This is a genomic window from Aquitalea sp. ASV11 (genome assembly GCF_016429185.1).
GTDB lineage: Bacteria > Pseudomonadota > Gammaproteobacteria > Burkholderiales > Chromobacteriaceae > Aquitalea > Aquitalea pelogenes.
In genome coordinates this window covers 1-12,084 of sequence record NZ_JAELUD010000097.1, presented here as the reverse complement: position 1 = coordinate 12,084, position 12,084 = coordinate 1, and the positions used below count along the sequence as shown (strand labels likewise).

At 61.6% G+C, this 12,084-nt stretch carries 11 protein-coding genes; 4 read left to right on the top strand and 7 right to left on the bottom strand.

The genetic code is table 11. The features are described from left to right. Nucleotides 1–33: 33 nt before the first annotated feature. The 3 genes from glpD to glpK all read right to left on the bottom strand — a co-directional run bounded on the left by glpD (nucleotide 34) and on the right by glpK (nucleotide 4,304). Complete coding sequence (gene glpD / locus JHD62_RS19870; protein WP_199104337.1) at nucleotides 34–1,569, bottom strand: glycerol-3-phosphate dehydrogenase; 1,536 nt, start codon at nucleotides 1,567–1,569, stop codon at nucleotides 34–36. Nucleotides 1,570–1,863: 294 nt separating this feature from the next. Continuing rightward, nucleotides 1,864–2,568, bottom strand: a complete 705-nt coding sequence (locus JHD62_RS19865; RefSeq protein WP_199104336.1) for an MIP/aquaporin family protein — start codon at nucleotides 2,566–2,568, stop codon at nucleotides 1,864–1,866. Between the two features lie 239 nt (nucleotides 2,569–2,807). Next, nucleotides 2,808–4,304 carry a glycerol kinase GlpK gene (gene glpK, locus JHD62_RS19860; RefSeq protein WP_199104335.1) on the bottom strand — a complete coding sequence of 499 codons (1,497 nt, stop codon included), beginning with the start codon at nucleotides 4,302–4,304 and terminating at the stop codon, nucleotides 2,808–2,810. 602 nt (nucleotides 4,305–4,906) lie between these two features. Between glpK and pyk the strand changes: the two genes are divergently transcribed. Continuing rightward, on the top strand, nucleotides 4,907–6,316 hold the full coding sequence (gene pyk, locus JHD62_RS19855; RefSeq protein ID WP_199104334.1) for a pyruvate kinase: 1,410 nt from the start codon (nucleotides 4,907–4,909) through the stop codon (nucleotides 6,314–6,316). Between the two features lie 99 nt (nucleotides 6,317–6,415). Here pyk and JHD62_RS19850 read toward each other — a convergent pair whose 3' ends face one another. The 3 genes from JHD62_RS19850 to JHD62_RS19840 form a co-directional block, all read right to left on the bottom strand. Further along, nucleotides 6,416–7,342: a dienelactone hydrolase family protein gene (locus JHD62_RS19850; RefSeq protein WP_199104333.1), complete on the bottom strand. Its 927-nt coding sequence runs from the start codon at nucleotides 7,340–7,342 to the stop codon at nucleotides 6,416–6,418. Further along, nucleotides 7,332–8,105: an alpha/beta fold hydrolase gene (locus JHD62_RS19845; RefSeq protein ID WP_199104332.1), complete on the bottom strand. Its 774-nt coding sequence runs from the start codon at nucleotides 8,103–8,105 to the stop codon at nucleotides 7,332–7,334. The genes JHD62_RS19850 and JHD62_RS19845 overlap by 11 nt, the downstream gene beginning before the upstream one ends. 143 nt (nucleotides 8,106–8,248) lie before the next feature. Further along, a complete protein-coding gene (locus JHD62_RS19840; RefSeq protein WP_199104331.1) occupies nucleotides 8,249–9,247 on the bottom strand; it encodes a sulfate ABC transporter substrate-binding protein in 999 nt (332 codons plus the stop codon). Nucleotides 9,248–9,473: 226 nt separating this feature from the next. Between JHD62_RS19840 and JHD62_RS19835 the strand changes: the two genes are divergently transcribed. Together JHD62_RS19835 and JHD62_RS19830 are read left to right on the top strand one after the other, a co-directional pair. Next, nucleotides 9,474–10,046 carry an alpha/beta hydrolase gene (locus tag JHD62_RS19835; RefSeq protein WP_199104330.1) on the top strand — a complete coding sequence of 191 codons (573 nt, stop codon included), beginning with the start codon at nucleotides 9,474–9,476 and terminating at the stop codon, nucleotides 10,044–10,046. Between the two features lie 117 nt (nucleotides 10,047–10,163). Further along, entirely contained in the window at nucleotides 10,164–10,703 is a 540-nt protein-coding gene (locus JHD62_RS19830; protein WP_199104329.1) for a DUF2059 domain-containing protein, read from the top strand. A gap of 42 nt (nucleotides 10,704–10,745) precedes the next feature. On the opposite strand, the gene JHD62_RS19825 is transcribed toward JHD62_RS19830, so the two are convergent. Further along, complete coding sequence (locus JHD62_RS19825) at nucleotides 10,746–11,339, bottom strand: helix-turn-helix domain-containing protein (protein ID WP_199104328.1); 594 nt, start codon at nucleotides 11,337–11,339, stop codon at nucleotides 10,746–10,748. An 80-nt stretch (nucleotides 11,340–11,419) separates the two neighbouring features. Here JHD62_RS19825 and JHD62_RS19820 point away from each other — a divergent pair. Further along, nucleotides 11,420–12,084: DMT family transporter (locus JHD62_RS19820; RefSeq protein WP_199104327.1), on the top strand; the 665-nt coding region annotated here is incomplete at its 3' end.

The window sequence follows — 12,084 nt, the reverse complement described above, 5'->3', positions numbered from 1 at the left end:
ACAACAAGATACGACCACAACAAATCGTGACGCTTAGCCCGGCTGGGCGCTGTGCACTGCGGTACTGTCCGGCTGCACCGCGCACTGGCGATAACGGGCCAGCCAGTCAGTCAGCACGGCACTGGCATTGGCCGGCAGGTGCAGACGCAGCTTGCTGCGTCGCCACAGGATGTCCTCGGCACTGGTAGCCCATTCCTGATCCACCAGATAACTCAATTCGGCTTCATATACGCCGGGCAGCACTTCTTCGCCCAGGTCGACCAGGCTGCGGGCACTGCCGATCAGCGTATGCAGCCGCGTGCCGTAGCTTTTCACATAGCGCTGCACCAGAGCAGCAGGCAGCCATGGATAGCGCTGCTGGCTGGCCGCCAGGAAAGCCGCCGCATCGGCATTCGGCATGTCGCCACCGGGCAACGGTACACCGGCCGTCCAGGTGGCTTGGTGATTACCCAGCAGTGGGGCCAGGCGGTCGACGGCTTCTTCCGCCAGCTTGCGGTAGGTGGTGATCTTGCCGCCAAACACCGACAGCATCGGCGCACCGTTACTGTCCAGTTCCAGCGAATAATCACGCGTCACGCTGGAAGCGTTGCTGGCTTCATCGTCCAGCAACGGGCGCACGCCGGAATAGGTGCTCAACACGTCGTCCGGGCCAATCTGGCTATTGAAATAGCGGTTGCTCATGCGGCACAAGTAGTCCACTTCGTCGCCATCAATCTGCACGCTGCCGGGGTTGCCGTGGTATTCCACATCGGTGGTGCCGATCAGGGTGAAGTCGTTTTCGTACGGGATGGCAAAAATGATGCGCTTGTCCGGGTTCTGGAAAATATAGGCATAGGGGTGATCAAACAGCTTTTTCACCACGATGTGGCTGCCTTTCACCAGACGGATGGACTTGGGCGATGGCAGCTGCAAGGTGTCTTTCAGCAGGCTTTCCACCCATGGGCCGGCGGCGTTCACCACGGCGCGCGCCCTCACCTGCTCCTGACGACCATCTTCGTGTTGCAAGGTGCACAGCCAGTGCTCGCCTTCGCGCCGCGCCGCCACACAGGCGGTACGGGTGACAATGCGCGCACCGTGCTCGGCGGCCGCCATGGCGTTGAGCACCACCAGCCGGGCATCCTGCACCCAGCCGTCGGAATAGACAAAGCCACGCTTGAATGCGGCTTTCAGCGGTGCGCCGGAGGGGTGCTTGGCAAAGCTGATGGTTTCCGAGCCGGGCAGTACTTCGCGCCTGGCCAGATGGTCGTACAGGAACAGCCCGCAGCGGATCATCCATTCCGGGCGCTGGGCCTGGTCGTGCGGCATGACAAAGCGCAAGGGCCAGATGATGTGCGGCGCGGCCTTGAGCAGCACTTCGCGCTCCTGCAGCGCCTTGCGCACCAGACCGAACTCGTAATATTCCAGATAGCGCAGGCCGCCATGAATCAGCTTGGTGCTGGCCGATGAGGTATGCGCGGCCAGATCGTCCTTTTCGCACAGCAGCACCGACAGGCCGCGGCCAGCCGCATCACGTGCGATACCGGCACCATTGATGCCGCCGCCAATCACCATCAGGTCATAGAGTTTCACAGTGCAATCCTCGGTCTTGTCTGTATCCGGCCTGCTCCTGTGAGCTACAGGGCAAGAAGGCGGATTCTGCTTGTTGATGCTGTCTAGCATAGAAGCATACGAAGGCTAATTCAACACAAAATGTTCGTTTATGTTCGTTTTGTGCGCCGCAATGTGCGTATTGACCACAACATTCTTTGTTTTGTATTCCATTTATCGCCCATCCGCTGGACCAGCCATGTCGCGGACGAAAAAAAAGCCACCCGCAGGCGGCTTGCCGGCCCCGCCAGCGGCGGGGCACCAGGAGCAACAGGTTTACAGATGGGTATAAGTGAGTGCCGCCAGCGTGCCACCCAGCAAGGAACCGACTACCGGCACCCAGGCATAGCCCCAGTCGCTGGAACCCTTGCCCGGAATGGGCAGCAGCGCATGCATGATGCGCGGTGCCAGATCACGCGCCGGGCTCATCGCATAACCGGTGGTGCCGCCCAGCGACACGCCGATACCCAGTACCAGCAAGGCCACTGGCAAGGCATCCATCGCACCCAGCGACAGCTTGGGCGCCACCATGCTGAGAATGGCAAACACCAGCACGAAGGTGGCCAGCACCTCGGACAACAGATTGCCCGGCAGGCTGCGGATGGCCGGACCGGTGCAGAAGGTGGCCAGCTTCAAATCCGCGCAGTCGGTGGTTTCGTAATGCTTGCGGTACATCACCCACACCAGCAGCGCACCCATCATGCCGCCCAGCATCTGGGCCAGGATGTAACCCGGAGCACGTGCCCATTCAAACTTGCCGGCCACCGCCAGCGCCACGGTGACGGCAGGGTTCAGGTGCGCACCACTGATGGCCGCCACGCTGAATACGCCGACAAACACCGCCATCGCCCAGCCAAAGGCAATCACGATCAGGCCGCTGTTATGGCCCTTGGTATTGTTCAGCAGCACATTGGCCACCACGCCATTGCCCAGCAACACCAGCAGGGCCGTTCCGATAAATTCACCAAACAAAGGGTTCATGCAGGGTCTCCGCGCCATGACTCCCGCTACCACCGGCTACTCTGGCCAGTGGCTGCTCTTTCATGACGTCAGTTACTGGAAGCAGGCCAGGGCGGGACGATCTTGCTGTCGTCCGGCTCCGGCTGCTGCCATTCATCACACAAGGAAATCACACAGCCGGACCGCTGGCAGCAAGCCCCCTGTGCACGACCCGGGCATGGCCGTGACAGGAATGGCGGCGGCTGTGTGCAGGAAGGTCATCAGGCGTCGGCCCAGGCCTTGGCGGCATTGACTGCGCGCACCCAGCCACGGACATTGGCATCGACCTGTTCAGCCGCCATGCCTTGCCGGAAGCGACGGTCCAGCTGCCACTGGCCCTGGATGTCCTCCACCCCCGCCCAGTAACCCACGGCCAGACCAGCCAGATAGGCCGCGCCCAGCGCGGTGGTTTCGGTAATCTTCGGCCGTACCACGTCCACACCGAGGATGTCGGACTGGAATTGCATCAGCAGTTCGTTGACGGTGGCACCGCCATCCACACGCAGTTCGGCAATGGCCATGCCGGCATCGGCTTCCATCGCCTTGAGCACGTCCATGGTCTGATAGGCAATGCTGTCCAGTGCGGCGCGGGCAATGTGCGCGGCCTTGGTTCCCAGCGTGGCGCCGACGATGGTGCCGCGCGCGTCCTGGTTCCAGTGCGGTGCACCCAGGCCGGCAAAAGCCGGAACGAGGTAGACGCCGTCACTGTCGGCCACCTCCTGTGCCAGCGGGCCGACATCGGCCGAGTGGCGGATGATGCCCAGGCCGTCGCGTAGCCATTTCACTACCGCACCACCAATGAAAATCGACCCTTCCAGCGCGTAATGCACCTTGCCATCCACTTGCCAGGCAATGGTGGTCAGCAGCTTGTTGGTGGATTCAATCGGCTGTTCACCGGTATTCATCATCATGAAGCAGCCGGTACCGTAGGTGTTTTTCACCATGCCCGGACGGGTACACTGCTGGCCGAACAAGGCGGCCTGCTGGTCGCCGGCCACGCCGGCAATCGGGATTTCCACCCCCAGATGGGCGGCATGGGTGTGGCCGTACACTTCGCTGGAGCTTTTCACTGCCGGCAGCATGCTGGCCGGAACGCTCAGGATGTCCAACAGTTCGGCATCCCACTCCAGGGTGTGGATGTTGTACAGCATGGTGCGCGAGGCATTGGACACGTCGGTCACGTGTACCTTGCCGTGGGTGAAGTTCCAGATCAGCCAGCTGTCCACGGTGCCGAAGGCCAGCTTGCCAGCCTCGGCACGGGCACGCGCGCCCGGCACATTGTCCAGAATCCACTTGATCTTGCTGCCGGAGAAATAGGCATCCACCAGCAGGCCGGTCTTGTTGCGGATGGTGTCGGCCAGGCCGCGTTCTTTCAGCTGATCGCAGAAGGCGGCGGTGCGGCGGTCTTGCCAGACGATGGCGTTATACACCGGCAGGCCGGTTTCGCGATCCCACACAATGGTGGTTTCACGCTGGTTGGTAATGCCGATGGCGGCAATGCTGCGGCCATCGATACCGGCCTTGGCCACGGCTTCGGCAGCCACACCGGCCTGCCCGCCCCAGATTTCCTGTGGGTCGTGTTCCACCCAGCCCGGCTGGGGGTAAATCTGGCGGAATTCCTTTTGCGCCAGCGATACGATGTCGCCGGCCTGGTTGAACAGAATGGCACGCGAACTGGTCGTGCCCTGATCCAGCGCCAGAATGAACTGGTTCTTCATGTGAGGTGTCTCCTTGGCAATCCAAAGGCCGTTGCTGGCCGAGCGTTTTTGCTGACTGGTTTTGACGGCAACGCCACAGGCCCTGCGCAAGGCGGGGTGGGCGGGCAATCTTTGTTATGTTGTTTTTTGTATTTATATTGTTCGTTTTATTTTCGGCTCATTCTAGTTAACACGCTTCAGCTGTCAATCAATACGCATGAAACTTTCGTCACTAGCCTGATTCCGACCACGTACCGGCATGGCAATGCCGTTTTTGCAGCGCAAGATAGCCGAAATGCAAATGGTCTGTAAGCCTTTCACTACAAGGATTTGGCATTTTCTTGCTTTGCAGCAAACATCACCATTCGCCAGACGAGGCAAAATAACAACACCAGCGTCAGACAGCGCAAGCAAAACGCACATATCACGCACCCGGAATATTTCCCGACTGACAAGGTGGCAACACCCCGCCCAAGTGCCTGCAAGGTAGCAAAGCCACTACATGCCAGTTGTGGCAGCATGGCAAAAACCAAGAGACAGCCGTTGGCAATCCGCCAGCAGATCAGGTCCCCGGACAACACCGCGCCACGGCCACGCAGGCCGGCATCGACAAGGACAAGTACATGCTCCGCAATACCAAGATTCTCGCCACGCTGGGCCCGGCATCCAGCACCCCGCAGCAAATCCTGGCGCTGGCCCGCGCCGGGGTGAACGTATTCCGTCTGAACATGAGTCATGGCAGCCATGACGACCACCGCGCCCGGCTGGCTGCCATCCGCGCTGCCGAAACCGAAATGGGCCGCCCCATTGGCGTGCTGGTGGATCTGCAAGGCCCCAAGCTGCGCATTGGCACCTTTCCGCAAGGGCCGGTCACCGTGCGCGTCGGCCAGCCCTACCGCTTTGTGCTGGACCAGGTGGACGGCGATGCCAGCCAGGTCACCCTGCCGCACCCGGAAGCCTTTGCCGCGCTGGAACACGGCCATCACATCCTGGTGAATGACGGCAAACTGTCGTTCCACGTGGAACGTGTGCAGGACCGGGTGATTGAAACCACCGTGGTGGTAGGCGGCGAGCTGTCCGACCGCAAGGGTTTCAACCTGCCGCAGACCATCCTGCCGCTGTCGGCCATTACCCCGAAAGACCGCAAGGACGCCGAATTCGCGCTGCAGGAAGGCGCAGACTGGATTGCGCTGTCCTTTGTGCAAACGGCTGCAGACGTACGCGAACTGCGCCAGATGATAGGCAGCAGCGTGGGCATAGTGGTGAAGATTGAAAAACCGTCGGCCGTGGACCAGTTGGACGAGATTGCCGAGCTGGCCGACGCGGTGATGGTGGCGCGTGGCGATCTGGGCGTGGAACTGCCGCCGGAAGACGTGCCGGTGGTACAGCGCCGCATCGTGCACCAGTGCCGCCACCTGGGCCGTCCGGTAATTGTGGCAACCCAGATGCTGGAATCCATGATTACCGCCCCCACCCCCACCCGTGCCGAAGCCAACGACGTGGCCACCGCCGTGTATGAAGGTGCCGACGCGGTGATGCTGTCGGCGGAAACCGCCGCCGGCTCCTTCCCGGTGGAAGCAGTACAGATCATGGACCGGGTGATCCGCCGCGTGGAAAGCGCACCGGACTACCGCCGCGTGATGGCACTGGACTACAGTGCCGCCGACGCGCCGGAACAGGCCGATGCCATTGCCGCCTGCGTACGCAAGGTGGCTGCCATCCTGCCGGTCACCGTCTCTGCCGCCTTCACCACCTCCGGCTCCACCTGCCTGCGCCTGGCACGCGAACGGCCACATACCCCCATCATGGGCATCTCGCCCCGGCTCAGTACCGCCCGCCGCCTGACCCTGGTATGGGGCGTGGTGGCCTATAACGGGCCGGATGCGGAAAACCTGGAAGACATGGTGGTGAAAACCACCTTCTGCGCCACCAAGCTGGGGCTGGCCGAACAAGGCAAGCCGATGGTGATCATCGCCGGTGTGCCATTCGGTACGCCGGGTGCCACCAACCTGCTGCGCATCGTCTATCCCTGATCATCCATCTTGGCAATCTGCCGCATGAAAAAAGCCGCCAGTGCATCATCCACTGGCGGCTTTTCATTTGTTGCTGCCGAAGTTGGCAGAACCCGGACATCAAGGTGAAGCAGCGACGCGATTCATGCGCCCGGCCAGCACCGGCAGGCTTTGCAAGAAGTCATCCAGCGCTGCCGCCCACAGCGCGGCCGGGTGACGGCTCAGGCCATGGCCATCGCCATCTGCCACCGCAGGCGCATGGACAAAGCGGGTGGGGCTGCCACCAGCGGCGAATGCCTGGTGCCATGCCACTGGTTCATCCGGCCCCCAGTACTGGTCGTTTTCGGCATACAGCCACAGATTGGGCAATACGGTGTGACGGCCAAAATCACCATACAGGGCGGTCAGAACCTGTGGCTCACAGCTTTGTCCGGGCGATTTTTCCGGATTGCCACCGGCACCACCGGCAAAGTTGATATAGGCCACCACGCCAGGTGGTGCGCTGGCCCCCACCGCCACCGTCAGCAAACCGCCAACCGACTGGCCTTCCAGTACGATGGGCTGACCCGCCCCCCAGGGCTGCCGGGCAATCCAGCGAATCGCCGCCTGCACTGCCGCACCACCTGCCTCGGCGGTATGGCGATAATCCGGGTGACCGCTGCACTGGCCCGGTGCCAGCATGTGCGCGCTGTGATATTCCGGGTCGCCACCGCCGGTATTGCCATAACCGGGCCGGATGGGCGCCACGATGATGAAGCCCTTGGCCAGCCAGTAGGCAATCTGGCTGCGGCCCATGGGGTATTTCAGCTGATGGCGCTCCTGCGTGCTGCCAGCCCGGCCATGGGAAAACAGCAGCACCGGAAACGGGCCATCCCCTGCCGGGCGGTACAGCAGTGCCGGCATGTCCAGTGCGCTGCCAAACAGGCCTGCGCCGGGTAGTGGAATGGTGACTTCCTGCGGGGCGGGCAAACTGGCGGCCTGCACCGGCAGCACCAGGCTGAGGGCCAGCAGCATGGCCCGGCAGTAACAGCGACATTCACGCCACATGGTCTTGCTCCAGAATGTCTGCCAGCAAGGCCGCCAGGCCGGCAGGGTTGTCTTCACTCATGGCATGGCCAGCGTCAGCCAGCACATGCACGGCCACACCATCTTGCGTCAAGCGGGTCAGCGCGGGCTGTGGCAAGGAACGCTCGCCCACCACCACACTGCGCGGCATGGAGAGCGCCAATAACTGGCTGCGCCAGCCGGGTTCACCACCCTGTACCAGCGATACCGCCGCACGGTGCACGGCAGGCGCATGACTGACAGAGAGCGACCCCGCCCATAGCGGGCTGCCTTCACGGCTGGCCAGCCGCGCCATGCGGCGCTGGCCACGGCTGACGAATTCCTGCTCGCTCATGGCCGCCAGTGCGCGGCTGAACACCCCGCCGCCGGCATCCAGATTCGGCTCCAGCAACACCAGCCGCGCCACCTTGTCCGGGCGCAGGCTGCTGGCGGTAATGGCCACGGCCCCGCCCATGCTGTGGCCGACGATGTCCAGCTGCGGCAGGCCGAGATGATCGATCAGGCCCGCCACGGTTTCGGCATGCGCGGCCACGCTGTAGGCAAAGTCGTCCGGCCGGTCGGAAAAACCGGCACCCAGCAAATCCAGCAGCAGACGCCTGCGCCCGGCCAGCGCAGGATCGGCCGCCACGCGGGGAAAGTCGCTGGAAGCAGCACAGCCCAGGCCATGCACAAACAGCAAGGGCACGCCGTAGCCAGGCAGGTCGTGATAACGCAAAGCACCGTGGGGGGTGTGAAATACTTGCATGAGGGTGAGAGGAAACAGGTGAAATGAGCGTGGCTCAGTCTACCGCAGCCATGTGACAAGCGGCAGATGCAGACAGAATGAAAATGGAATGTAAAACAGGCCGCATCGTGCGGCCTGTCATGGTTCATCCTTGCTGGGGAAGATCAGTTCTTGCTGTAGATCTGGTCAAACACGCCGCCATCGGCAAAGTGTTTTTTCTGCGCGCTGCGCCAGTCGCCAAACACGTCCTTGAGGGTGAACAGCTTCACCTTGGGGAACTGGCTGGCGTATTTGGCCGCAATCTTGGGGTCACGCGGGCGGTAGTAGTTTTCTGCGGCAATGGTCTGGCCTTCCGGGGTGTACAGGAACTTCAGATAGGCCTCAGCCTGCTTGCGGGTGCCTTTCTTGTCCACCACCTTGTCCACCACGGCCACCGGCGGCTCGGCCAGAATGGAGATGGACGGGGTGACGATGTCAAACTTGTCCGGGCCCATTTCCTTTACCGCCAGCACGGCTTCGTTTTCCCAGGCCAGCAATACATCGCCCAGACCACGCTGGGTGAAGGTGAGCGTGGCACCACGTGCGCCGGAATCCAGTACCGGTACGTGCTTGTACAGCTCGGCCACATAGGCACGGGCCTTGGCTTCGTTGCCACCGTTCTTCTTCAGCGCATAACCCCAGGCCGCCAGGTAGTTCCAGCGTGCACCACCGGAGGTTTTCGGGTTCGGGGTAATCACCTGCACGTCATTGCGCACCAGGTCATTCCAGTCCTTGATGTGCTTCGGGTTGCCCTTCTTCACCAGGAACACGATGGTGGAGGTGTAAGGCGAGCTGTTGTCCGGCAGACGGGTTTGCCAGTTTTTCGGCAACAGGCCTTCATCGGCCAGCACATCAATATCGTAAGCCAGGGCCAGGGTGGCGACATCGGCAGCCAGACCATGCTGGATGGACAGCGATTGCTTGCCCGAACCGCCATGCGACTGCTTGATGGTCAGCTCTTCGCCGGTCTTTTTCTTCCATTGCTCGGCAAAGGCCTTGTTCACATCCTGATACAACTCGCGGGTGGGGTCGTAGGACACATTCAGCAGTTCGGCTGCCTTCAGCGGTGTCACAGCCAGCAGCAGCACGGCTGCCAGCGCTTTCAGATTGGTGCGGATAGTCATGAGTGGCTCCTGAGGCGATGGGCGTCGTTGATGGGCACACTGTAATCAGGAATTGCTTAGCACTAGAAATGATTGTTTCTTATTCCATTATTCAAAATAAGTCTAAAAAGCAGTGATGTTTCTGCGCGCATCAAATTACCAAATGAAATATAAAAACAATTATTTATCACTTTTTAGGCTATGGATTCTCACTTATAGTTGCTGCATCTGTTTCCGGGAACCTGTCATGACCACCATTGCCGACGACTTCGATTTCATCATCCAGCCAGGCTGGAGGGGCAGCGCGGCCGATCACTGGCAAAGCCACTGGGAACAGCGCCTCAACGCCATCCGCGTGCAAAACGACAACTGGGAACAGCCGGACCTGGACAGCTGGCTGACCGGGCTGGACCACGCCCTGTCACAGGCACGCCGCCCGGCCATCGTGATTGCCCACAGCCTGGGCTGCATTACCGTGGCGCACTATGCCCGCTTGCAGCCGGGACGGATTGCCGGTGCATTGCTGGTGGCCCCGGCCGATGTGGAAAGACCCTTTGTGCCGCGCGAACTGATGCCGTTTGCCCCCTTGCCGCGCCAGCCACTGCCTTTTGTCAGCCGCGTGGTGGCCAGCGACAACGACCCGTTCTGCAAGTCTGCCCGTGCCGCGCGCATGGCAGGCTACTGGCAAAGCCCGCTCACCTGGCTGCGGCAAGCCGGGCATATCAATGTGGCCTCCGGCCATCAGCAATGGGAAGAAGGACTGGCCCTGCTGCCGCCCTTGCTGGAGCGTGCCCGCGCCCAGGGCAGCCTGGCGGCCTGAGGCCGGGCGGGGAACTGTCATTGACCAAACGTCCTCCTAGCAGCTTTGACCTCACTCTCTGGCGGTGTCACACTGCCAGCCTTGTGTCCCAGATGCCATTGCTAAAAAGGATGTCCCATGTTTGCTGCTAGCCCGATCAAGACCGCCATTGCCGCCCTTGCACTGACCCTGCCGATGCTGGCTCATGCCGATGCCGCACAGGATGCCGCCGCCAAGGAACTGGCCCAGGTGATCGGCCTGAACAATATGCCGAATGATCTGGCCAACCGCACCACCGCTTCTGCCGGCCCGCTGCTGCAGGAATATCTGGTGAAGAACAAGGTGAACCTGAGCCCGGAACAGCAAAAGAAGGCCCAGGACGGCTTCAAGACCTATGCTGATGGCGTGCACAAGACCGCCGCTGACTATTTCAACTCTGCCGCTGTGAAAAAGCAGTTCGAGCAGGAAGTGGTCAAGAGCTACAGCGCGCAGTTCTCTGCCGCGGAAATGCAGCAGATCGTGGCCTTCTACAAGACCCCGGCCGGCCAGAAGCTGATGAAGCAACAGCCGCTGGTGATCGACGGCATCATGAAGAGCATGCTGGGTTCTGCCGAAAAAACCCTGCTGCCTAAAATGCGCACTGCTGCCGAAACCTACGGCAAGTCCATCAGCAAATAAGGTCGCGCATGACAATGAAAAACGGCCCTGCGGGGCCGTTTTTCATTGATCCTGATGCGGCACCATCAGCACACTCTTGGTGAATGTGCAGGGCTCAGCACCCAGATTGTGATAGCTGCATGGCTGATCCAGTGCAAAAGCCAGGGACTGCCCGGCTTGCAACACATGGGTTTGCCGTTGCCGCGGTAACTGTAATTGCAGCTGTCCGGCCAGTACGTACAGCAGCTCCTGACAGCCGGGCGCGTCAGACTCGGCCAGATAACTGTCACCGGCCGCCAGCTGCCAGCGCCACAGCTCCAGAGTCATGCCCGGCATGGCCAGCGACTCCAGCAGGCTGGCATGGCTGTCTGCCTGCTCGCCCTGCCAGATGCGCAGCGGCAAGGCCCTGGCCTTGTCACTTAGCGACGGCGGGCGCACCACGTCGATAAAACTCAGCCCCAGTGCCGAGGCCAGCTTGTCCACCGTGGCAATGCTGGCATTGCTTTCCCCGGCCTCGATATTCACCAGCATGCGGCGGCTGATGCCCGCCCGGCTGGCCAGCACTTCCTGGCTATAACACTGCTCCAGCCGTGCCCGTCGCAGATTGTCTGCCACGTTTTGCATGACTTGCAGCGAACCGTTTGCGTCCTTGCTCATGGCTATGTGCAATATATTGCCCAAGTGGTGATTTGTGCATTATATTTCACAGCACCCCCACCCGCAACGAGAGCACGTCCATGACTCCGCTGACCGCCACTGCCGGCCTGCCACCCGGCCCATCCCGCCTGCCCGACCTGGTGCTGATCGGCGTCACCATGATCTGGGGCTTTACCTTTCTGGTGGTGCAGCACGCGCTGCAATGGGCTGGCCCCTTCAGCTTTGTCAGCCTGCGCTTTGGCGTGGCCGGCCTGATTGCCCTGCTGCTGAGCTGGCGTGAACTGCACGGCCTGACCCGGCGCGAACTGCTGACCGGCGCACTGGTAGGCAGCGTGCTGTTTGGCAGCTACAGCCTGCAGACGCTGGGTTTGCAGCTGATTCCCAGCAGCAAGTCGGCCTTTCTCACCGGCCTGTATGTACCGCTGGTTCCCCTGTTCCAGCTGCTGCTGTTTCGCCACCGGCCCCGGCTGGCGGCCTGGCTGGGCATCATCGTGGCCTTTGGCGGGCTGGTGCTGTTGTCCGACCCGCGTGGCCTGCAATTCAATTTCGGCGCAGGCGAATGGCTGACTGTGGCCGGGGCCGCCATGATTGCGCTGGAAATCAGCCTGGTCGGCCGCTTTGCCGGCCAGTGCCACCCGCGCCGGGTGGCGGTGGTGCAATTGTTGACCGTATCCTTGCTGGCCGCTCTGGGCTGGCAACTGAGTGGCGAAGCCGCGCCACAGTCGCATCCGGTATTGCTTGTCAG

Excerpts from the sequence above, each read along its gene's own strand:
- JHD62_RS19840 (WP_199104331.1), bottom strand. The coding sequence starts at position 9,247 with ATGACTATCCGCACCAATCTGAAAGCGCTGGCAGCCGTGCTGCTGCTG.
- JHD62_RS19845 (WP_199104332.1), bottom strand. The coding sequence starts at position 8,105 with ATGCAAGTATTTCACACCCCCCACGGTGCTTTGCGTTATCACGACCTG.
- pyk (WP_199104334.1), top strand. The coding sequence starts at position 4,907 with ATGCTCCGCAATACCAAGATTCTCGCCACGCTGGGCCCGGCATCCAGC.
- JHD62_RS19835 (WP_199104330.1), top strand. The coding sequence starts at position 9,474 with ATGACCACCATTGCCGACGACTTCGATTTCATCATCCAGCCAGGCTGG.
- JHD62_RS19825 (WP_199104328.1), bottom strand. The coding sequence starts at position 11,339 with ATGAGCAAGGACGCAAACGGTTCGCTGCAAGTCATGCAAAACGTGGCA.
- JHD62_RS19850 (WP_199104333.1), bottom strand. The coding sequence starts at position 7,342 with ATGTGGCGTGAATGTCGCTGTTACTGCCGGGCCATGCTGCTGGCCCTC.
- JHD62_RS19865 (WP_199104336.1), bottom strand. The coding sequence starts at position 2,568 with ATGAACCCTTTGTTTGGTGAATTTATCGGAACGGCCCTGCTGGTGTTG.
- JHD62_RS19830 (WP_199104329.1), top strand. The coding sequence starts at position 10,164 with ATGTTTGCTGCTAGCCCGATCAAGACCGCCATTGCCGCCCTTGCACTG.
- glpK (WP_199104335.1), bottom strand. The coding sequence starts at position 4,304 with ATGAAGAACCAGTTCATTCTGGCGCTGGATCAGGGCACGACCAGTTCG.